Annotated in this window: 16 protein-coding genes, 1 tRNA gene and 1 other RNA gene; 12 read left to right on the forward strand and 6 right to left on the reverse strand. The window is 46.7% G+C overall.

From position 1 onward, the window contains the following. Window positions 1-677 precede the first annotated feature (677 nt). From B3N33_RS07315 to B3N33_RS07335, 5 genes are read left to right on the forward strand one after another with little or no spacing between them, the layout of a single operon-like run. Entirely contained in the window at window positions 678-1,043 is a 366-nt protein-coding gene (locus B3N33_RS07315) for a carbohydrate ABC transporter permease (protein ID WP_292592748.1), read from the forward strand. Further along, window positions 1,040-1,870 carry a carbohydrate ABC transporter permease gene (locus tag B3N33_RS07320; protein ID WP_214061023.1) on the forward strand — a complete coding sequence of 277 codons (831 nt, stop codon included), beginning with the start codon at window positions 1,040-1,042 and terminating at the stop codon, window positions 1,868-1,870. Before B3N33_RS07315 ends, B3N33_RS07320 begins: the two co-directional genes overlap by 4 nt. 28 nt (window positions 1,871-1,898) lie before the next feature. Then, window positions 1,899-3,146 carry an ABC transporter substrate-binding protein gene (locus B3N33_RS07325; protein ID WP_292590317.1) on the forward strand — a complete coding sequence of 416 codons (1,248 nt, stop codon included), beginning with the start codon at window positions 1,899-1,901 and terminating at the stop codon, window positions 3,144-3,146. Between the two features lie 57 nt (window positions 3,147-3,203). Further along, window positions 3,204-4,994 carry a CehA/McbA family metallohydrolase gene (locus B3N33_RS07330; RefSeq protein ID WP_292592750.1) on the forward strand — a complete coding sequence of 597 codons (1,791 nt, stop codon included), beginning with the start codon at window positions 3,204-3,206 and terminating at the stop codon, window positions 4,992-4,994. A 14-nt stretch (window positions 4,995-5,008) separates the two neighbouring features. Next, the gene (locus B3N33_RS07335; RefSeq protein ID WP_292592752.1) at window positions 5,009-5,758 is read left to right on the forward strand and encodes an alpha/beta hydrolase family protein; all 750 of its coding nucleotides are present in this window, start codon (window positions 5,009-5,011) and stop codon (window positions 5,756-5,758) included. A 6-nt stretch (window positions 5,759-5,764) separates the two neighbouring features. Here the strand turns inward: B3N33_RS07335 and B3N33_RS07340 are convergent, their stop codons facing one another. The 3 genes from B3N33_RS07340 to B3N33_RS07350 all read right to left on the reverse strand — a co-directional run bounded on the left by B3N33_RS07340 (window position 5,765) and on the right by B3N33_RS07350 (window position 11,301). Beyond that, complete coding sequence (locus tag B3N33_RS07340; protein WP_292592754.1) at window positions 5,765-6,808, reverse strand: hypothetical protein; 1,044 nt, start codon at window positions 6,806-6,808, stop codon at window positions 5,765-5,767. Window positions 6,809-7,154: 346 nt separating this feature from the next. Further along, window positions 7,155-9,992 carry an excinuclease ABC subunit UvrA gene (uvrA, locus tag B3N33_RS07345; protein WP_292592756.1) on the reverse strand — a complete coding sequence of 946 codons (2,838 nt, stop codon included), beginning with the start codon at window positions 9,990-9,992 and terminating at the stop codon, window positions 7,155-7,157. After that, window positions 9,985-11,301: a phosphoglucosamine mutase gene (locus B3N33_RS07350; protein WP_292592758.1), complete on the reverse strand. Its 1,317-nt coding sequence runs from the start codon at window positions 11,299-11,301 to the stop codon at window positions 9,985-9,987. Before B3N33_RS07350 ends, uvrA begins: the two co-directional genes overlap by 8 nt. Before the next feature lie 98 nt (window positions 11,302-11,399). On the opposite strand from B3N33_RS07350, the gene B3N33_RS07355 reads away from it, so the two are divergent. The 4 genes from B3N33_RS07355 (at window position 11,400) to ssrA (ending at window position 14,453) form a co-directional block, all read left to right on the forward strand. After that, a tRNA-Ser gene (locus B3N33_RS07355) sits at window positions 11,400-11,490 on the forward strand. 77 nt (window positions 11,491-11,567) lie between these two features. Next, the gene (gene rsmA / locus B3N33_RS07360) at window positions 11,568-12,353 is read left to right on the forward strand and encodes a 16S rRNA (adenine(1518)-N(6)/adenine(1519)-N(6))-dimethyltransferase RsmA (protein ID WP_292592761.1); all 786 of its coding nucleotides are present in this window, start codon (window positions 11,568-11,570) and stop codon (window positions 12,351-12,353) included. Window positions 12,354-12,382: 29 nt separating this feature from the next. Further along, window positions 12,383-14,092, forward strand: coding sequence for a sigma-54 interaction domain-containing protein (locus B3N33_RS07365; RefSeq protein WP_292592764.1), 1,710 nt, complete (start codon window positions 12,383-12,385; stop codon window positions 14,090-14,092). A gap of 13 nt (window positions 14,093-14,105) precedes the next feature. Then, window positions 14,106-14,453, forward strand: a transfer-messenger RNA (tmRNA) gene (gene ssrA / locus B3N33_RS07370). 421 nt (window positions 14,454-14,874) lie between these two features. On the opposite strand, the gene rsgA is transcribed toward ssrA, so the two are convergent. Then, window positions 14,875-15,780, reverse strand: a complete 906-nt coding sequence (gene rsgA, locus B3N33_RS07375) for a ribosome small subunit-dependent GTPase A (RefSeq protein ID WP_292590312.1) — start codon at window positions 15,778-15,780, stop codon at window positions 14,875-14,877. A 300-nt stretch (window positions 15,781-16,080) separates the two neighbouring features. Between rsgA and B3N33_RS07380 the strand changes: the two genes are divergently transcribed. From B3N33_RS07380 to B3N33_RS07390, 3 genes are all read left to right on the forward strand, one after another. Continuing rightward, window positions 16,081-17,157 carry a hypothetical protein gene (locus B3N33_RS07380; protein WP_292592767.1) on the forward strand — a complete coding sequence of 359 codons (1,077 nt, stop codon included), beginning with the start codon at window positions 16,081-16,083 and terminating at the stop codon, window positions 17,155-17,157. Window positions 17,158-17,245: 88 nt separating this feature from the next. Then, window positions 17,246-18,238 carry a BMP family ABC transporter substrate-binding protein gene (locus B3N33_RS07385; RefSeq protein ID WP_292592770.1) on the forward strand — a complete coding sequence of 331 codons (993 nt, stop codon included), beginning with the start codon at window positions 17,246-17,248 and terminating at the stop codon, window positions 18,236-18,238. Further along, window positions 18,231-19,067, forward strand: a complete 837-nt coding sequence (locus tag B3N33_RS07390) for a MurR/RpiR family transcriptional regulator (protein WP_292590309.1) — start codon at window positions 18,231-18,233, stop codon at window positions 19,065-19,067. Before B3N33_RS07385 ends, B3N33_RS07390 begins: the two co-directional genes overlap by 8 nt. Before the next feature lie 33 nt (window positions 19,068-19,100). Here B3N33_RS07390 and B3N33_RS07395 read toward each other — a convergent pair whose 3' ends face one another. Beyond that, on the reverse strand, window positions 19,101-19,670 hold the full coding sequence (locus B3N33_RS07395) for a TetR/AcrR family transcriptional regulator (protein ID WP_099829547.1): 570 nt from the start codon (window positions 19,668-19,670) through the stop codon (window positions 19,101-19,103). 16 nt (window positions 19,671-19,686) lie between these two features. Further along, entirely contained in the window at window positions 19,687-21,132 is a 1,446-nt protein-coding gene (locus B3N33_RS07400; RefSeq protein ID WP_099829451.1) for a radical SAM protein, read from the reverse strand. Window positions 21,133-21,175: the final 43 nt, after the last annotated feature.

Raw genomic sequence — 21,175 nt, forward strand, 5'->3', positions numbered from 1 at the left:
TTCCAGCGTGACAGAGATGATGAGAAAGTCGTGCCAGTTATGAGGTTGCGGCTTTTTTTATTTTGAGTGATCTTTCCCTGATGTTTGTTAGTCATAGTTTCGTGCAGCAGTTTCTTTCATATTCGGAACAGTGGGGTGATGTATTTGCGGCGCCGAACTCGGGAAGCGCTTACCGGCTGGGCAACTGTCTTACCAGCGTTGGTAGTTCAGGTGATATTCATTTATTTGCCACTTGTGTGGGCTTTCTATGTCTCTTTCTTTAGCTGGAACATGATTAGGCCAATGAGGTATGTAGGATTTCAGAACTATGAAAGACTTTTTTCGTCGGCCGACTTCTGGAACTCCATGAGTGTAACAGGCATCTACATTCTTGGTACGGTCATTCCTTCGGTTATCATTGGGCTCTTACTGGCAGCTCTTCTCAATATTGAATGGATAAAGGGAAGAGGAATCTTCAGGACGCTCTTCTACATTCCGGTTATCACTTCAATGGCCGCTGCTGCAGTAATATGGGGTTGGCTGTATGAGCCGAATTTCGGGTTAATTAACTATTTCCTGTCTTTCTTTGGTATAAAGAACATCAAATGGTTAAGTGATCCGAATTATTCGCTTCTTGCATTGATAATCGTCGGTGTCTGGAAGCGTATAGGTTATAACATGGTTCTCNNGGTTATAACATGTTTCTCTTCCTCGCCGGGTTGCAGACTATACCAAGAAGCTACTACGAAGCGGCTGAGATAGACGGAGCTACTGCGTGGAGCAAATTCAGGAGGATCACGCTCCCTCTTTTATCGCCGACGACTCTGTTCGTTTTCATTATGCAGTTCATCGCTTCGTTCAGGGTGTTCGTCTCCGTTTCTGTTATGACGAGCGGAGGACCGGCGAAGAGCACACAGGTTATTACCTATTATCTGTATGAGAATGCATTCCGTTATCTGAAATTCGGATACGCATCGGCGATTGCTGTTGTTATGTTTGCTATGATGATCATACTCACCCTGTTGCAGTTTAGGCTGAGCAAAAGGAGGGTGCATTATCAATGAGAAGAAAACCTGCCCTGCCGATAAGGCTAATTGTCTACGCAGCGATCGTTTTTGTAGCGGTAATCATCAATCTTCCTTTCTTCTGGATGCTTGTTACCTCGTTCAAAACAGAAGATGCCGCTTTTTCGATTCCGCCAAGCTTTCTGCCGACAATCTTCGACTTGCGGAATTTCGTGAAGGCTTTTGAACTCATTCCACTTGCCAGATATATTGGGAACACGCTCTTTGTAGCTCTTACTGTAATGTTCCTCCAGTTGATCTTTAACTCGCTTGCGGCTTACGGGCTAGCCAGGATAAAGTTCAGAGGAGCCAATATCGTTTTCATGATCTTGATCGGAACTCTAATGGTACCGCCTGAAGTTACCATGGTTCCACTTTATGTGTTAGTCAAACAATTCGGTTTCATCGATAAGTACCTGGCGCTCATTGTTCCGTTTATGAGTTCGGCCTTTGGGATATTTCTATTGCGTCAATTCTTCATGGGTATTCCAAGAGAACTTGAAGAGGCAGCAATCATAGATGGAGCAAGCAGAATGAAGATTTTTGTGAGGATTATACTGCCGTTATCTAAGCCGGCTCTCTATACTATGGCTTTATACACATTTCTTGCACACTGGAATGAATACATGTGGCCGTTGATAGTAATCAATGATGCAAAGAAGCAGATGATTCAAGTTGGTATTTCCCAGTTTGTTAGCGGTTGGGAGACTCAGTGGACACTGCGAATGGCGGCCTCCACGACGGCTGTAATTCCGATTATAGTCATGTTCTTCTTTGTTCAAAAGCAGTTTGTGGAAGGTATAAGTATTTCGGGGTTGAAAGAGTGACCCAAATTTCGAAAGGGGAGGTTTTTTTATGAAAAGAACATTTCTAATCGCACTTCTAGTAGCCGTTGCTGCGATAGGATTCGCTGCACCGGTGAAGGTAACAATGTGGTATGCCCAGACGGGCATATACTCCCAGACACTCCTGGATATTGCAGCGGAGTTCAATGAACTGCATAAGGGAGAGATTGAGGTTGAGGCTGTTTACACGGGAAATTACCAGGATACCATGCAGAAGCTTCTTGCAGCCATGGTAGCTGGTGACGTTCCAAATCTTGCACAGATTGAGCAGGCAAGGATAGGTCAGTTTGTTGATGGAGGTGTATTCCAGGATCTCAATTACTTCATCGAAAGAGATCCAGAATTTGCTGCAACACTCGACGATTTCTGGCCGAGATTCATCCAGGCAAATACCTATGAACAGGGATTGCTTGGGTTCCCGTTGAACTGCAGCACCCCGTTGATGTACATCAACAGGGATCTCTTCAGACAGGCGGGCCTTGATCCAGACAATCCTCCAAAGACCTGGACAGAGGTCTATGCCGCCGCCAAGCAGATAAAGACGTTGGGCGAAGATATCTTCGGTTACAGATTTGGAATTGACGACTGGCTTCTCGAAGCCTACATCTGGCAGTTCGGTGGGCAGATCATCTCGGAAGACGGAAGAGAAATGCTTATTTACTCTCCGGAGACAGTTGCGGCATGGAATTTCTTCCAGAAGGGAGTTAGGGAAGGAATATTCATATTCGGAGTTAGCGGCGGAAATGAACTAGACTTGTCTGGAAGAATCGCGATGGTAGTCCGTTCAACCGGTAGTCTTGGTTATCTTATACAGAACGCAAAGTTTGATCTTGGCGCAACTACGATGCCCAGTCAGGTTAAGGAAGTTGTTCCGATCGGTGGAGCCAATGTCTTTATGTTCTCCGCAAGACCTCAGGCAGAGAAGGATGCAGCTTGGGAGTTCCTGAAATTCCTCACTGCTACTGAGAATACGAAGAGATGGTCACTGGCCACGGGTTACATGACCAGCAGAATCTCTGCCTTCGAGTCTCCGGAGATTCAGAAGATCATGACAGACGATCCAAGATTTGCTCTCACTTATCAACAGCTGAGAGACAGCGCTGTTAGGAGACCTTGGTATGGACCATATCCAGAAGTACATGCAATGATAACTTCTGCCTGGGAAGATGCAATGTCTAACCCGACAAAAGACGTTGATGCAATTCTGAAGAATCTACATAAAGAAGCTCAGTACGTACTCGACGACTACTACTTTTGATCCATTGTGAACATGCTGAGGGCAGCGTTGGCTGCCCTCTTTTTTAGAGGTGATGTTATGAAGAAGTTTCTGGTAATTGTTTTCCTCGTTGCCGCCACACTTATCTTTGGTCAAGTTTTCTTTGGAAACATCCACGCACACACTTCGTATTCTGACGGTCAAGGTACTCCAGAAGAAGCCTTCGAACACGCAAGAAATTCCGGTGTTGTTGACATACAGGCAATAACCGACCATGACCACGATCTAAACTACAAATTGACAGATGGTTCGTGGAAGCTGGATAGGATTATTGAGATGGCAAAGAAGTACACCGTGGAAGGTGAGTTCATCGCCATATCTGGCTTTGAATGGACATTGACAAGTCGCGGTCATATAACGATCTACAACACATCGGAATGGATTGACAGAAGCACTACAGACCTTTACGATATTTATCAGTGGATAGTGGATAGAGAGGCAACTGCTCAATTCTGCCACCCTGGAAGGAAGTACGGTGATTTCTTCGATTTCGAATACTTTCCTAAAGTTGATCTTTATATAAACACTATTGAAGTAGGAAACGGGGCAGGGTCCAATTCGAACAATGTGATTAAGGAAGAGTATTTCGAAAGATATCAGCGAGCACTGAATCGGGGTTGGCACGTGGGAGCCTCTGCCAATCAAGACAATCATCAAAAGCAGTGGGCTACTGTTAATGACGCAAGAACTGCGTTCGTTATTGATGAGTTGACTACGGATAAGGTTTACGAAGCTCTCAAGACAAGAAACATCTATGCCACAGAAGATAGAAACGCCTACATAGCATTCGTCACTGAAGTGGCAAAGATGGGCGACATTCTGTACGACATTCATAAGGCAACTCTGCGTGTTGAGTATAGCGATCCCGGGGAACCTGTAAGAAGGGCCGCAGTATACAGCAACAATGGAGTCATTGAACTTGACGTTTCCGGTGATGAGTGGATCATAGAACTGAACGTTGATAATCCGCTTTCATACAACTGGTACTTCGTAAAGATCGACCAAATCGATGGGAATGAAATCGTCTCGTCGCCAATCTGGTTTCAAAGCAGCACTAACAAATATCTTCTGAATGCGAGAACAATCAATCCAAAGCCGGTGAAGGGGCTTCCATTTGAAATCGGCTTCGACCTCATCAACTCTCTTCGAGAGGATCAACTGATTTCCGTTGAAGTGAAGAGCGGAGAGAAGACTATTTTGGATAAAGACTATGAAGTCTCTTCTATGACTTGTGCGGAAATAACTGAGACTCTTGAAACGGAAGAAGCGGCCCTAGACTTCTTCGTTGACGGTGAACTTGCATTCAGAATCAACGTTGATTTCGTAAGCTTCTTAGCGCACCTGGATACTTCTCACGAGAACTACTTTGTGACTGAATTGAAGCCTTTGACGCAGTTCTTTCTGGAACTCGGGGGTGAAGTGAGACCAGTAATTGGGGAGTTGACGGAGAAAACTACTTTCAGCGGTCAGGTGCTGATTCTTCCCTTGCCTGATTCAGATACTTTCATGAAGGACTTTATGGAGATCTCAGAGAAACAGATCGATTTCATTGTTGATTACGTGGAAAATGGAGGATTGCTGGTCATTGTCCTTGCAAAAAAGGAGATCACTCACTCATCTATAGAGAGCTACAAGTTGCTTTTCGAGAAACTGCCATGGGTGGTTGAACTTGAAAATGGCGGCAGGTCAGTTTCTGGAACGAGTACAGGAAATCTGGAAATCGAGAACGGCGGCGGAGTTGTAATACTTACTTGGGACGAGGCGACTGGAAAGGCCTCAATAGATGAAGGAACAAAAGGGTACATCGAGTTAAAACTGGGTCTGAGATGAAGTGAGGGATTGATTTGTCTATTTTGGAGAGTTTCACACTCGGCGAGAAGGGAAAAAGGATATTCGGAATTATTGAGCGCCCAGCAACAGGGAAAAGCTTTTCTACGGTCCTTATGTTTCACGGATTTACAGGCGAACACATCGTGTCAACGTTCAAATTCCCTCGATTATCGAGGAGATTGGTCGAGAAGGGGATAGCTACCGTAAGATTCGACTTCAGGGGCTCAGGAGATAGCGAAGGAGAATTCAGCGAGATGTCACCGCTCACAGAGCTGAGGGATGCAGAAGAGGTCTACTCATTCGTCCGGTCACGGGAATGGTGTTCGGACAGACTGGGTGTCGTAGGCTACAGCTTAGGTGGGATGGTCGGCTCACTGTTTGCTGGCAGGCACCCTGAAATAAAAGCCCTTCTTCTCTGGTCTCCCGTCATAATGAACCAGGAGTTCTTCAACCGCAAAGATTACACTTTCGAGTCTGCCGAAGATTATAAGGACGTACTCGGATTGAAACTCGGATCTATCTTCTTCGACGACGGTCGTAGTGTCGACGCTTCGGAAGAATTGAAAAGCTATGACGGAGATCTTCTCATAGTTCACGGATCCGACGATGAATCAGTACCATATCTTCCTGTCAAGAAGTATGCCTTCGACAGAGGATTGAAGCTCCATACGGTTGAGGGAGCGAATCACAAGTATCAGAGAATTGATTGGATAGAAGAACTCTTTTCAGTTTCCTCTGATTTTCTAGCAAAGACACTTTTGTAGCGGGCGTTACTCGCCCGCTTTTCCGATTATCTGGCTCCGAATTTCTTCAAGAGCGTCGTCCACGATTCCTTCTTCTGTCCGGAAGACAAGGTTCTTATCTTGAATCTCGGGAATTACCAATCCCTGCCTAGAAAGTGCCGCAAGGATATCGATCGCCTCATGGGGATGCAGGTCGCATAATTCAAGAATACTGGAGACACTTTGTCTTGACTGCAGAAGAAGATGAAGAAGATCGAGCGATTTCCGTTCAGCCATGGCACCGGCCAGACTTGCACCGCTTCCCGTCTCAAACAGAAGACTCCTCCTGCTTATTCTGTCGACGCCTGCAAGTGAGATAATCGCATTTCTTTCGGGAACATCGATTTTAATCACCGAACCTCCGAGTGACGCCGAGATGTAGAGCCTAATTCTCTCTACTGACAACGACTTGGTTTCGATACCCAGTAGAAATGGAATGAAGCTGCTTCCGAGACTATTCAGGTTCTCATTGACGAGATTTGCTGAACTATGGATGATTTCCTCAAATCCCCGAAAAGAATCCAGCTTGCTCCTGGCATATTCAAGCAATTCGACGAAAGACCCAGCAGTTTCAGCCTGGTGTTGAAGCATCTCCAACGCTTCGTATCTATCTGAGGAAGGAAGATTAGAGATAGAAGAAACGTACCCAAGAGCACGTCTTTCATCTTCCTCGAGAGATTTCACGAAAACATCTGTGGGCTCTCCAGGACTCTCGAAATCATCGCAAAGAAACATAGAAAGGAGTCTTTCGGGCGAAGTCTTTCTGATAATCGCGACAAGATCTGAAGGAGAGGGCGAACCATCCATAAACAGGTAAGGGACTATCCTGAGACCCAGGAACCCCTCCCAGCTGAAGAACTTTCCGAGCCACTCAAGAGATTTGCGAGAGATCGAAAGTCGCGCATTGAAGACCAACTCCGAAAGCTGTTCATATGACTCACCATCGTTATGGGCCATTTTCTCATGATTATTCACTCTGAATAAAAACAACAGGAGCTCGATGCCGCTTCCTTCAGCAACCGTTATCTCCAACGCTCAACCTCCAGGCAATGCTTGGCCATACTGTTCAGGATCAATTGTCACCAGGGGCCACGACACGTCTACAAGACTGGTCATCTAACCCTATTCAATTATGCCTTATCTTATTGTATGGAGTCTATTGTCTGCGATTCCTTTCAGAAGAGTTGGAATAATCACCGACGACTAACCCCGTACCACATGAGAACAGGCCTCCGTTGACCGTCCAAGAGCACGGATCCGTCCTCTGATAAGATCAATCGAGAAAGAGCATTGTCGAGACGTTTGCTACGCTCACGAGAAGGCGGGAATTTAGAAACCAGTCTGTTGACGCAAGGCGCCGAGGAACATCGGCTCAGTATCAAAACGTTTCAAGCTGCGAGAGCTGCTTCTTGAGATAGTAACCGGTGTGACTCTGTCTATATTCGGCAACCTCTTCTGGCGTCCCGCAAACCACTATTTCTCCGCCGTGCGCCCCGCCTTCAGGTCCGAGATCTATTATGTGATCTGCATTCTTCACCACGTCAATGTTGTGCTCAACAACTACCACTGTGTTGCCCATTTCGACGAGTCGCTTCAGTACTCGAACAAGCTTGGCAACGTCATCGAAGTGCAATCCGGTAGTAGGTTCATCAAGGATGTAGAAGGTCTTGCCGGTGGATTTCTTCTTCAACTCAGAGGCGAGCTTAATCCTCTGTGCCTCTCCTCCGGAAAGGGTAGTGGCCGGTTGTCCGAGGCGTACATATCCCAGACCTACATCATTCAGAAGTGAGAGAATTCTGTTCAACATTGGGATTCGCTCGAAGAAATCAGAGGCTTCCTCTACGGTCATGTTAAGAACATCAGATATCGTCTTCCCTCTGTAGCGTATCTCCAATGTCTCCTTGTTGTATCTTCTTCCCTTACATACATCGCACTCGACATAGACATCGGGGAGGAATTGCATTTCGATTTTCAACAACCCGTGGCCCTGACAGGCTTCGCATCGCCCGCCTTTCACATTGAAGGAAAAACGTCCCTTGCTGTAGCCTCTCGCTCTTGACTCTTGAGTCTTTGCAAAGAGATCCCTAACATGATCGAAAAGCCCGGTATAAGTTGCGGGGTTCGATCTTGGAGTTCTTCCGATGGGGTTCTGATCTATGACAATGACATTGTCAACTTCTTCCCATCCCTCTAGTTCCGCTAGCTTCTCACCGGTAGAGTTCGATCCTCCAAGAACACTCTTAAGTGATGGATAAACGGTATCCATTACCAGAGAGCTTTTGCCGCTCCCTGAAACACCGGTTACCGTTATGAACTTGCCTAACGGGAATGAAACATCGATGCCCTTGAGATTGTTTTTTGTGGCGTGTTTGACGGTAAGATGCTTTCCGTTTGCGTTAACGGGCACTTCGAATCTGGGAACGGAAAGCTCGCCATTAAGATACTTGCCGGTGAGAGAACGATCAGGCGGATTGCCGAGCAACGCCTGGGTGGTCCCCTGGTAGACTATCTCTCCCCCATGAACGCCCGCTCCAGGCCCTACGTCCACAATATAGTCAGAACTCCTTATGACTTCTTCATCGTGCTCCACAACTATAACAGTGTTTCCTAGATCTCTGAGATTCTTCAGAGTCTTTATAAGCCTGTCGTTGTCTCTAGAGTGCAAGCCGATTGTCGGCTCATCAAGAACATAGGTTACGCCGGTAAGCCCGGAGCCTATTTGAGTCGCGAGTCTGATTCTTTGCGATTCGCCGCCGGAAAGCGTCATAGCGTATCTAGATAGCGTGATGTAGTCAAGCCCCACATCAACAAGGAATTTGAGCCGCTTCTCTATCTCTCTGAGGAGTTCCCCAACGATCTCGCGCTGATAATCAGTCAATCTGATCTCTCTCATGAAGTCGTAGATCTCCTGGATTGTCATTTCCGATAGACTGGCAATGTTCAGATTTCCTAGAGTTACGGCGAGAGCCTCGGGTCTCAAACGCTGGCCATTACATTGAGTGCAGCCTTGCTGTACCATGAAGTTGCTCTCCATCCAGTAACGCATGTCTTCAGATTGAGTTTCCTGATATCTTCTATTGAGGTTGTTTATAACTCCTTCATACGGTCTCTTCAGCTCATATGTCAGGCGATCGGAATGATACTTCATGGAGATGTCTCTGCTGGTTCCGAAAAGGATGGCTTCCTTGATGTCCTCTCGTAGATCCTTGAAAGGTTTTGCCGGGTCGTCTCCGAGAGACTCTATTACTCTCACAATCATCTTCAGGTTGAAACTGTCCCTGTTGTTGGACATCGTCTTCACCGCTCCCTTGAGAACGGTGAGGTTTTCATCAACAACAAGATCTTTCGAGAACTCCATCGTATAGCCCAAACCGTGACACTTTGGACAGGCACCGAATGGATTATTGAACGAAAAGATCTTCGGCGAGATTTCCGGCAAGCTTATACCGCAGTCAGGGCACGCGAAATTCTCGCTGAAGACCTTTCTCTCTTCTGAATCAACCAGGCCTACTTCCACAAAGCCATCGCCCTCATGAAGAGCCATTTCAATACTGTCAGCAAGTCTTGAGGCGTTTTCCGCGTCTACCCTAAGTCTATCAACAACGAGGTTTATCGTGTGCCTCTTATTCTTGTCCAGTTTCAACTCTTCCTCAAGATCATATGTCTCACCGTCAATCTCCACCCTGACGAACCCTTTCTTTCTGAGAGCTTCGAGCTCCTTCTTGAACTCTCCCTTCTTCTCGTTTGCTACGGGAGCATATATGGCTATTCTGTCCTCTTCACCGTAATCCTTCAAAACTCCCTCGACAATCTCATCGAGACTTTGCTTCTGAACCTCGCGCCCGCACGATGGGCAGTGAGGAACTCCTACTCTTGCGTAAAGCACCCTGAGATAATCATGTATCTCTGTAACCGTTCCGACTGTAGATCTGGGGTTATGACTGACGGTCTTCTGTTCAATAGCGATAGCCGGAGAAAGGCCTTCGATACTCTCGACATCCGGCTTCTTCATCTCCCCAAGAAACTGTCTTGCATATGTGGAAAGAGATTCAAGATACCTTCTCTGTCCCTCTGCATAGATAGTGTCGAGAGCCAGCGAGGATTTTCCCGAGCCGGAAAGCCCCGTAATGATTGTTAAAGAGTTCTTGGGGATAGCTACGTTTACATTCTTCAGATTGTGTACCCTGGCGCCTCTAACATATATATACCTATCCATCATTACACTCCTGTACAAGCTCTTCTAACTCATGGCAGATTTGTTCTACTTCCAACTGCTCAATACCCTCCACCATTACTCTTACGTACGATTCGGTTCCCGAAGGTCTTAGAACTATCCGCAAGTCGTTTCTGGTCTTGAGTTCTTCAAGCCTGTCCTTCAGCCTTGCGTTTTCCATGATTGCCTTTTTGTCGGTAACAGGGACGTTCCGAAGCAGCTGAGGATAAACAGGAAAAGACTGAACGAACTCATCAAGTGTTTCGCCAAGTTCTTCAAGAGAATTCAGTGTTTCGAGAGAAGTTATAAGCCCGTCCCCCGTCGTGCTTCTATCTAGGAAGATGATATGTCCGGATTGCTCTCCGCCAAGGATGACTCCGGTTTTCAGCATTCTTTCCAGAACGTACTTGTCGCCTACTCTGGTTCTATCCAGCAAGATGTCTCTGGAAGTGAGATACTTCTCAAAGCCCAGATTAGACATGACCGTCGCAACGACTCTATTTCCTTTCAGCCTTCCCTGTTCGACCATCTTTCTCGAATTCAGAGCCATCAACATATCGCCGTCAATCAACTTCGAGCCAGGAAGAACGAAGAGACATCTGTCGGCATCGCCGTCGAATAGAACACCGACCTGCCCCAGACTGAGCGATTTTCCTAGGAACTCAGGAAATAGCGAACCACACTGGTCGTTTATGTTCAATCCGTTTGGATCGATCCCTCGTAACTCCGCACCTATACCTAGGCTTTCGTATACCATAGATATTACTGTAGAAATCGAGCCATTTGCGCCGTCAACAACTATCCCGTCCTTGGGAAGTCTTTGATTCTTGTAAAGACTAACCACATAATCGACGTACTCATCTTTGTAATGATCTACTTGCCTCGTCTTGCCCACTCCGGAGTAGACCGTGTAATGATACGGGGTATCGATAATCAGGTTCTCTATCTCTACCTCGTCCTCGTCTGAAATCTTCATTCCTTTGGCCAGTACCTTTATTCCATTATATACAGCGGGGTTGTGAGAAGCGGAAATAACTGCGCCTAGCGTCTGTTCCTTCTTGGTGATATATGCTAGCGCGGGAGTAGGGATAACCCCTGCAAATTCAACGTTCATACCCGCTGAGGCCGCGCCGGCAGCCATTGCGCTTTCTAGAAGGTCACCGGAGTTTCTCGTATCTTTAGCTATGATTAACCTGTTGTACTTTCCAAGGTAGTATCTTCCAATTGCGTTGCCAAGCTTCATGGCAAGTTCGGGCGTAAGCTCTTCGTTAATAACACCCCTTATCCCATCGGTTCCGAATAGCTTCTTCATCAAACCACCCCCAAATATAAACATTTCTATACCTATGGTTTAGTTTACCACAGAATCTCGTTGACAACTTAAAGTATGATCTATATAATTGCACTGTTGGAGAGATGGCCGAGCGGTCGAAGGCGTACGCCTGGAGAGCGTATGACGAGCACAACTCGTCCGTGGGTTCAAATCCCACTCTCTCCGCCAGAAAAACACCCGTCTTTCCGACGGGTTTTTCCTTAGGTAGAGCACTTTCTTCAGAACCTATCTGAAATGGAGGCGAGATGGGAGAACGATCGATAAACATAAGACTGAACAGGGCGCTTGGACAGAACTTTCTCAAATCTGCAAAGATATCCAGGAGAATCGTTGAGTCGGCCTCACTGGATCCTTCTTTGACCATAGTTGAGATTGGTGTTGGATCAGGCTCGCTCACTTCAATCTTACTGGAATTGGGGTATACCGTGATCGGTTTTGAGATCGACACGAGGTTTGTCGAGGGAAACAAAAGACTTGAAGGAGAAAAGTGCACTTTGCGATACGAGGATTTCCTCAAGGCAGATCTATCGTCGCTGCCGGAACCGGCCGCTTATATCGCTAATATCCCGTACTACATAACCTCTCCGATTATAGAAAGAATCATGTTTGAAGGGCCGGATTTCGTCAAAGCCGTGCTAATGGTTCAGAAAGAATATGCAGACAGACTGATCGCAACACCGCGAACGAAGGAATACGGTATACTGACGGTGAACGTCAATACATTTGCAAGTGTGAGCGAGCTTTTCCAGGTTTCGCGAAAGGAGTTTATCCCTCAGCCGGAAGTCGATTCCATGGTCATTGAGCTTTCGCTCTTGGATGAACCGCCGATTGAAAGAGAAAGAAGAGATGCCTACAGAGGCTTCGTCAGGCAGTGTTTTTCTCAAAGGCGCAAGAAGCTCAAGAACAACCTGAAGGGCCTCGTAGATTCTCCCGAGAGCCTTCTAAAGGCTTCCAAAATCGGGCTTGACGTTAGGGCTGAAGAACTGGATGTTGAGGACTTCGTAAGGCTCTTCAGGAACATATATCCCTAAGGTGGCGTGAACCCGAAAGTGGGTGAGTGATGGAAAGAGAGCTTTTCGAGAAGATACTGAATTCACTTATCGAGGGGATTATTGTCGTCGATTCAGACGAGACAATTGCTTTCATAAACGATGAGGCGGTCGATATTCTGGGTGTAGACGGCGAAGAAGCAGTCGGAGCTCCTGTACGGGAGACTATTCCGAACACCAGGCTTCACATAGTGCTGAAGACCGGAAAAACAGAACTGAACAGAATTCAGTATCTTGAAGAGAAGACCATAGTAACATCGAGATTCCCAATCGTTAATGCAAAGGGAGAAGTACACGCTGCTATGGCCGTCTTTCGCGACATAACGAATGTAGAGAGAATGGCCGAAGAGGTAATTAACCACAAGGAAATGGAAGTGCTTCTTACCTCGATCATAGATGCAATATATGACGCGATTTCCGTTGCGGATGAAAAGGGAAAGATTGTTCTTGTCAACAAAGCTTACACCAGGATAACCGGGATGAGCCCGGACTATGTAGTTGGAAAGATGGCCACCGTGGACATAGCAGAGGGTTCATCTCTCCATCTTGAAGTAGCCAGGACGAGAAAACCCATATACAATGCAAGACTCAAGGTAGGGCCAAACAGGAAAGAAGTGGTAGTGAACGTGACGCCGCTCTTTGTTAAGGGACAATTTCAGGGTAGCGTTGGCGTGATTCACGACATATCTGAAATCGAAAGGCTCGCCAGGGAACTGGAGGACACTCGAAGGCTTCTTCGTTACGTGAAGGCCAAGTACACCTTTGACGACATAGCGGGGTCCTCGAAACTAATGCAGGTAGCAATAGACCAGGCGCGAAAAGTATCGACAACAAGGGCGACGGTCTTGCTTAACGGCCAGAGCGGAACGGGAAAGGAGCTCTTTGCTCACGCCATTCATAATTCTAGTGATAGGAAGGACGCAAGCTTCATAAGTGTCAACTGTGCCGCATTACCTGAAAGCCTTCTTGAATCCGAGCTGTTTGGCTATGTTGAAGGAGCTTTCACAGGTGCCCGCCGTGGTGGAAAGAAAGGTCTGCTTCAAGAGGCAGACAAAGGAACCGTCTTTCTAGATGAAGTCGCGAAAATGAGTCTTTCGGTTCAGTCCAAATTCCTGAAGTTTCTTCAGGACAAAGAGATAAAGCCTGTTGGTGGAAACGAAACGGTCAAGCTGGATGTGAGGGTCATTGCGGCGACAAATGTCAGCCTTGAGAAACTCGTTGCGGAAGGCAACTTTCTCCCCGATCTCTATTATCGCCTGAATGTCGTCCCTATTGTAATCCCCGCCTTGAAGGAACACCCCGAAGACATTCCCGAAGTAGCCAGGCTGATTGTAATGAGGTTAAATCAGGAGTATGGAAGAGTGGTAACAGCCATCGATCCGGCCGTTATCTCTATCTTTAAAAAGCACGATTGGCCGGGAAATGTTAGAGAGTTGGAGAATGTCATCGGCAGAGCCATGATAAGTATGGAGCTGGATGAGAAGGTAATAAAGGTTACTCACATAAAGGGAGTCTTTGAAAATCACGAAAAGCGTAGTCAACTCCCGGAGGGAAAACTCTCCGTGCTAATGGATGGCTATGAAAGAGAGGTCATAAAGGCTGTGCTTGACAAATGCAGCTGGAATAAAACAAAGGCCTCAAACGAACTCGGGATAAGCATAAGGAGTCTATACTATAAGCTTGAAAAGCACGGTCTCACTGACAACCAAACGGACCGATGATATACTTATCATTGGGGGCGAAACGGTTTCGACGGGGTCAATGAACTTGAAGGAGCGAGCCGAGGTCCCGGAGCCGCGTCAAAAAACCGGACAAGCAGAAATGCCAATAACGAATTTGCACTTGCTGCTTAATTAATAAGTAGCCGTCCGAATAGCTTTTTGGTCTGGTGGGCTATGAAGGGCGTCAGAAAATCGGACCTTACCCGTGGATCTGCTCCGAATTCTCGGGGACATATAGGAGCTTGGACAGTCGGACTCTGCCTGTGAAGTCTTGACTGTTGACGATGATCACAGGCTGCGCTCGGAGAGCCTTCAAGGAATTTGGTTTCGGACGCGAGTTCGACTCTCGCCGCCTCCACCAACGCAATACATCGCGTCATTTGATCATTGCACCGATGCGAGACGATTATGGAAGTTGACTGCTTGCCCCCACACTTTTAAGAGTGTGGGGGTTTCTCTTTTAAGCCGATCCTAGTCTAGTGAACTAGATTCAACTTTTACAGAAGGAATCAGAAGACCACTAAACAAGGGAAAAAACGAAAAGAATGCCAGCCGTACCACCGCATTCTCAATTCACTATGCGCTTGTAAGAAACGGAGTTCCGGGAAGGACTTGAGATGTCTTTACGCATCCTTTGCCTCTTTCAAGCAGGGCCTGCCAATTTAGCAGTGAGCAAAAGGAGCAAGCGTTAGAACCTATTGCTAAAAAGCAATTATGGCCCGATCACTTGAATAACTAGGCTTTATTCAACAACTATCTGTACTCCTCCATTTAGTTCGGAATCAAGAGCCACACGATTCCTTCTTCATCTTCGAGTAGTTTCGCAGTCTTCTCTCATCAAGAATTCCGTTTGTCACAGCCTCCCGAACGGCACATCCTGGCTCGACAGTGTGAGTGCAGTCTCTGAACCTGCACTTGGCAAAGAGTTCGGCGATATCCTCAAAGACTTCGTCAAGCCCTTCCGTTCCACTGATTGCAGACTCTCTCATTTCGGGAACATCGATCAATTTTCCGCCATCTTGAAGAAGGTGTACTTGAGATGAGGTTGTCGTGTGCTTTCCCTTATGAGTAGAATTACTTACCTCGCCAGTATTGACTTCGGTCATACAAATTGCGTTTACTAGTGAAGACTTTCCGACACCAGAACTACCAGCAAGCACAGAAGATTTGCCTTTCAGACTTGAAGTAACTTCTTCAAGGCCTTCACCGGTGATAATGCTTGTAAGAAAAACCCGATAACCCAATTCTCGATAATTTCGAATATCCGCGGCTGTCTCTTTATCGATACCAAGGTCGGCTTTGTTAAAGACGATCATGACATCTAGATCGGGTCCTCTCGCCGCAGTGATGTATCTTTCGATCAAGCTCTTGCGGTAAGGAGGATCCTTTACTGCTACAACGATGAAGACCTGATCCACGTTGGCCGCGATCACCTGATCCAAGTGCCTCCCTCTTTTTCCTGCACCTCTTCGCACGAGACACTTTTTTCTTGGAAGAACCTCTGTAATAACACCTCGCTCTCTCTGAAGAGTTCCGAAAACGACCTTGTCTCCGACGGTGACTACATTCTTCTCGGTCCTCTCTTTTCTCAGTAGCTTACCCCTTAGAAGACACCGAAAGTAATCCCCTGTATCAGAGAGCACTTCTATTATTCCTTTCTGAACGTTAGTTACTTCACCAGTAATCATTTACCTCCGATTAGTCTAGTAATTTGAACAAAAAAAGCAAAAAACCACGGGTTCTTTTACCACCGTGGTCGAATAATCGGAAGAAACTAGCCTGTCAGCTGGTGAATTCCAAAAGAAGCGCGGTGTAAGAGCCCGTGGGGTTAAAGAAATCATTAAAGTTATCCGATATCCATAATGACTAGCCGATACAGCTTCACGCACTCTAATCAAGAAATTCCGCTCCCTCAGGCCTTCTCTTCAAACCGCTGGCCTCGTGTTTCCGAAAATAGCGTATAATTGCGATGTGGGTGATTTGTCAGTATGAGAATGCCATTTTTTCGCTATTTATTTTTTGTGTTGTTCGTCCTTATAACGATTACTAGTCTGGCGGGGAGCAGCGATTCTACAGACTCTTCTGATGCTACAGTAACTACCTATTTCGAAGATCTGGCGAGGGAGATTCTTGCCATGGATTCTTTTGATGACTTATTCAAACTTGATGGTTTCTTTGACGAGGACCCTGCAGAAGAACTTGCACCTTCTATCGCAATCCCTTCGGTTCCGGTAAGCACAGACGCTATTACTGAGTTGCCTACGGCCATTGTTACAGCAAGCGCGACTTCACTGAACACGGAGACTCTCGAGAGTACTGCATTATGGGTATACGAGAAATGTTACGATGGGCTCCTTCCGGGTAGAATCACGTTCGAATTCCAGTCTGGCGATCCTGTTATGGGTATCCCAGATGTGGTTACGTTCTACAAGGAAGGGATCGTAGTGGGAACTCTAGCGGGGAAGACAATAATGACACCGGTTATTGTCAACGATGTTCCCTACCATGGTGAAAAGACCACGATATTCAGGTTTCTGACGGGTGATTATTCTACTCCGCTAGGAGCATTCTACATTACTGTCATCGACTCCAAAGTGTACTCTCTCGCAGTTGCAGTTGACCCTATGAAGGTAGACAATGTTGTCGACCTCGACGGTGACGGAGTTGCTGAGCTTGTGGTCATCGATGATCACATGGTTAAGGCTCATGAAGCTACCGAGTTGTCGGTCTTCAAGCGTTTCTTCAGTTGGAGCGAAGTTGGCTGGCAAGTTGACAGCCCCGGAGAGTATTCAGAGGTCTACTCTGCTCTCGCTGCGGAGGATCTCGGCAAGATAAGATCGTCCAGTCCAAGAACTCCTCACGTGTGGTCATATGCCTACCATTCTTATATGGCAGGCCAGGATCTGGAAGAAATAAGAGTTCAAGTCGCTGAGCTCGTAGAGGACTTCTCGCTTCATTGGCTTGTTGATTCCTCTGAAGTGGTCAGACTCCTGGATCAGAATATAAACCAGTATGAAGGTTTCGTAATGAAGAAGCCTACTCCAAGTTCATCTTCCACTATGTAATTCGATTCAAGAATATTATTCACGCTCTTGAGAATTTCATTCACCACGACTATAATCGTATTGAGTGGGAAAAATGGAGCGTGAGATTATGAGAAGAATATTCTTGTTGTTGCTTCTTCTGATTAGCGCGGCACTAGCCGCATCGAAATTCAGTGTTGGGATCTTGATCACGGGCGAGATTGGCGGGAACGCCATATATGAGCTCGTTCAGAAAGGCGCCCTCGGAATGGCTTCCGACGAGATCGAGATCAAGATTGTCGAAGGCGGTTACAATCAATCAAAATGGGAATCGATGTTGGTCAGCCTCGCAGCTCTCGGCAAGTACGATCTTCTTATGACTTTTACCGAAGGAATGCCGGCAAGTGTTATGCGAGTAGCCCAGATGTTTCCGAATCAGAAATTTGCGTTACTGGACGGAATCATTGAGGAGCCAATACCAAACACTTACTCTGCAGCCTTCAGAGATAGCGAGATGACCTTTCTTGCCGGTATCTTCGCTGGACTTGTTACATCAAGCGATTTGCCGGGTGCGAACGAAGAGAACGTTGTGGGATTGATAGCAGGAGACACCTATCCTGCCATGACGAACATAATGAGACCCTATTTTGAACTTGGTGTTGTAACGGTGAATCCCTCGGCTAAGGTTCTTTTTGGTGTTGTAGGCAGCTGGTCCGACCCATCAAGAGGAAGAGAACTTGCAGCTAAGCAGTTTGATGCAGGGGCAGACATAATTCTTTCAATAGCGGGCGGCAGTGGTGTTGGAGTCATTGAAGAGGCGTCGGTTAGGGGTAGATACGTGATCACCGTTGACTCCAACCTTATACCATTGAACCCGAAGGTAATACTTGCAAGCTTTCTGAAGCATATCGACCGCCTTGTTAGCGAGACTATTGCGAAGGCCAAGGCAGGGGAGCTACTATTCGGGAGTTCCGAGAGGGTCGGCATTGCAGAAGGAATGATTGATTATACACACGACGATCCTTATTTCCTATCCAATGTTCCTACTGAGATTCGCGCGGAGCTTGCGAAATGGTTTGAAGTACTCAAAGACAGCGAGGCTCCTTCACCGAAGAATGAGTAGCCTTCTTCAATCATACAATGAAGCGCTTCATCATCTCACAGAAACCGAAGAGAGGATTGCCTCTTTCGTAATAAGTCATCCGGAGGAGGCTCTTGACCTTCCCGTTAAAGATCTGGCGAGAAGACTGGAGGTAGCTCCCTCAATGATAATCAAGGCGGCGAAGAAGCTCGGATTCTCCGGTTATACGCAACTGAGACTGACGATCGCAAGCGAGCTCAACTTACTTGTTCAAAGAGAGAAATCCTCCGTAATGATCGAGGATCTTGAGGCATATGATCAACTCGTGTCATCGACGATTCGCGAGGCATATTCGCGCCTGAACGAGGACGATGTTGAAGCTGCGGCGCGACTACTAGCGGAAGCGCAGATAGTTGATATTTACGCCTTTGGTTTCGATGCGCTTGCCGGTCATGATCTCTATCTCAAGATGCTTCAGAGCGGGAAGAGAGTTAAGTTGATTGAGAATGGCTACGAGCAGATGATTTCTGCGTACACGCTGGAAAGTGACTCGGTAATAGTTGCCATTTCGAGTGCAGGGACTTCCGCAGATCTTATTGATGCGCTGAGATTTTCGCAGAAGTCCGGTGTATCAGTGATCACTATAACGCCTGCTAGATCCATGCTCAGTGGTTACTCCAAAGTGAACCTGGAAAGCTACTATTCCAAACTGGTATTTCCAGAAGGCGGATTGGTCACTCGGATCGTTCAGCTGATGATTGTAGACATGCTTTATCTTCAGTTTCTTAAGATCTCTGGAAAAAAGTTTGAGGAGAGATATTCAAAATTTAGAGAGGTTCTTGACTTCAAAAGAAGGGGGATGAAAAAATGAGAGGGACAGAGTCCCTCTCATTTTTTGTCGGGTTCATTCACCGGAGTTGCTAACCAGGCCCCTCCAGATTATCTCTCGTATGCTTTCTAGCCCGTTAGGGTCTTCCGTTACACTGAAACCATTCAATATGAGGTCTGCTGCGCTATCGGGATCTACGTCTTTGGAAATCTCATGTGCGGTCTTGGCATCGTTTATTGCCGAAGACAGTTTTTCCTTCAAGATCTGGTACCTATCTCTCACTCTTTTCCAGGATTCATTATCTTCTCGGCTGAGGTTTGCCCTCTCCTGATCCATGATCTTCTTGATCTCATTCTTGCTTGTGATGAAATCAATATACGATCTCAGAATTCTCTTCAGCTTCGAAACGTAGATACTCTCATTTCTTGTTTCCGAAAAGACATGATCTTCAAGTTCGTTGATCGAGTATTGCCAGACTTCGTAAAACAGGTCCTCTTTACTGGGAAAGTAGTAGTAGATCAGGGCCTTCTTCACACTTGCCATCTGGGCAATCTCAGACATGCTTACGCCGTCGTGACCTCTTTCCGCAAAGGCCTTCCGGGCGGCTTTTATAATCCTCTCTCTAGAAGACAAATTCGCTCGCACCGGATCCACCGTCCCCTCAAGGTTTTTTGTCTATAGCAAGCTTCTCTTCGTTGTTAGCGTACTTTCTCATTCTAACATCAAAATCGTAAACCCCTCTGTGGGCCGGATGGGTCTCGGCAAAGCCTTCCTCATAGTAGAGTTTGTCGGCGTATTCCTTCCAACCGGCTGCAAGCTCATCCAACTGTCCGGCAAGCTCTGTGACAACGTTTTCACTTCCATCGTGCTGTGGGATCGCATTGAACTTGTTCACCATGGCTCTGAGGACTTTCGGATTGTCAATAATCGGACAGGGTCTGAAGAGATTATTGCTGTAAGGCACCATTCTCTTGTATGCCGTGAAGAATGGAGACTTCAAAATCTCCAGAAGACTCTTTTCTCTTATACTGTCAACCGCAAACTGCTGGAAGACACAAGGTTCAACGTAACCCTTTGCATTTACGTGAAGATACTTTGCGCCGGCGGCCAGACAGCCATTCGTAAGGAATCCGTGATTCCAGAAGTCTGCAACGAATGCGAAGTCTCCACCGAGCCTCTCTTGCTCGGTCTTGAAGAATCTCTCATATCTCTGTTCCGGCGTAGGGACAAGGTCCATAGAAGGATTCATACCGACTGGCATGAACTGGAATACCCAGGCATAAGAAACGCCCTCGTCCTTCAGGAACTGCCAGAACTCGTCCTTCATCATAACTTCGTGGTTGAGTCTTGTCGCTGTGACAGAAGTACCGTAGATTACTCCTGCTTCTCGCAGGATTTCCCATGCTTGCTTGATCTTGTTGAAGGTACCTCGTCCGCGTCTCCAGTCAGTTTCGCCTTCGAAACCTTCCACTGATACGGCAAAGGTCGCATTGCCAAGTTCGCCAAGCTTCTTCGCGACTTCCTTCGTTATGAGCGTTCCATTTGTGTAGACCTGGAAATACGAGTCGTTGAACTCCTCGAAAATCTCTAGAAGATGCGGCCAGACGAATGGTTCGCCTCCGGTGATGATAAAGAAGTAAATCCCAAGCTCGTTTGCCTGCCGGATGATCGAACTGACCTCTTCCTTGGAGAGCTGATACTTTCTTCCGTAAAGACCGGCATAACAGCCGACACAGTTGAGATTACAAGCGTAAGTTGGACTTATTACTAGAAGCTTAGGAATAACAACCTCGTGCTCCAGCATCTTCTCCTGTCTAATCTTCTCGCCTAATGCGAACTCATTTACAACGAGATTTGTCATAGCCTTTTCGACGGCCTTAGGACTGGATCTCTTGAAGACATTCTGCCAGGAAACGATCATCGGATGCTCTTCCTTGGCCATCTGAGTGAGTTTCTTCAGACCGCTCTTCGTCGGTTCCTTTGTCAAAGTGGCGACAGTACCAAAAAGCCTTCCAATATTTTCAGTCGAAGAATTTCTGACAACTGAACCCACATACTTCCCTGCCTGTCTCAGCATAGAAGCTTTCATGCTTTCTACAATACCCATGAATAACACCCCCAATAGATGTTTACTTACCGGTCGGTAAAAT

It is taken from the genome of Mesotoga sp. UBA5825 (assembly GCF_002432955.1).
Taxonomy (GTDB): Bacteria; Thermotogota; Thermotogae; order Petrotogales; family Kosmotogaceae; genus Mesotoga.

Excerpts from the sequence above, each read along its gene's own strand:
- B3N33_RS07315 (WP_292592748.1), top strand. The coding sequence starts at position 678 with ATGTTTCTCTTCCTCGCCGGGTTGCAGACTATACCAAGAAGCTACTAC.
- B3N33_RS07320 (WP_214061023.1), top strand. The coding sequence starts at position 1,040 with ATGAGAAGAAAACCTGCCCTGCCGATAAGGCTAATTGTCTACGCAGCG.
- B3N33_RS07325 (WP_292590317.1), top strand. The coding sequence starts at position 1,899 with ATGAAAAGAACATTTCTAATCGCACTTCTAGTAGCCGTTGCTGCGATA.
- B3N33_RS07330 (WP_292592750.1), top strand. The coding sequence starts at position 3,204 with ATGAAGAAGTTTCTGGTAATTGTTTTCCTCGTTGCCGCCACACTTATC.
- uvrA (WP_292592756.1), bottom strand. The coding sequence starts at position 9,992 with ATGGATAGGTATATATATGTTAGAGGCGCCAGGGTACACAATCTGAAG.
- B3N33_RS07350 (WP_292592758.1), bottom strand. The coding sequence starts at position 11,301 with ATGAAGAAGCTATTCGGAACCGATGGGATAAGGGGTGTTATTAACGAA.
- rsmA (WP_292592761.1), top strand. The coding sequence starts at position 11,568 with ATGGGAGAACGATCGATAAACATAAGACTGAACAGGGCGCTTGGACAG.
- B3N33_RS07365 (WP_292592764.1), top strand. The coding sequence starts at position 12,383 with ATGGAAAGAGAGCTTTTCGAGAAGATACTGAATTCACTTATCGAGGGG.
- rsgA (WP_292590312.1), bottom strand. The coding sequence starts at position 15,780 with ATGATTACTGGTGAAGTAACTAACGTTCAGAAAGGAATAATAGAAGTG.
- B3N33_RS07380 (WP_292592767.1), top strand. The coding sequence starts at position 16,081 with ATGAGAATGCCATTTTTTCGCTATTTATTTTTTGTGTTGTTCGTCCTT.
- B3N33_RS07385 (WP_292592770.1), top strand. The coding sequence starts at position 17,246 with ATGAGAAGAATATTCTTGTTGTTGCTTCTTCTGATTAGCGCGGCACTA.
- B3N33_RS07390 (WP_292590309.1), top strand. The coding sequence starts at position 18,231 with ATGAGTAGCCTTCTTCAATCATACAATGAAGCGCTTCATCATCTCACA.
- B3N33_RS07400 (WP_099829451.1), bottom strand. The coding sequence starts at position 21,132 with ATGGGTATTGTAGAAAGCATGAAAGCTTCTATGCTGAGACAGGCAGGG.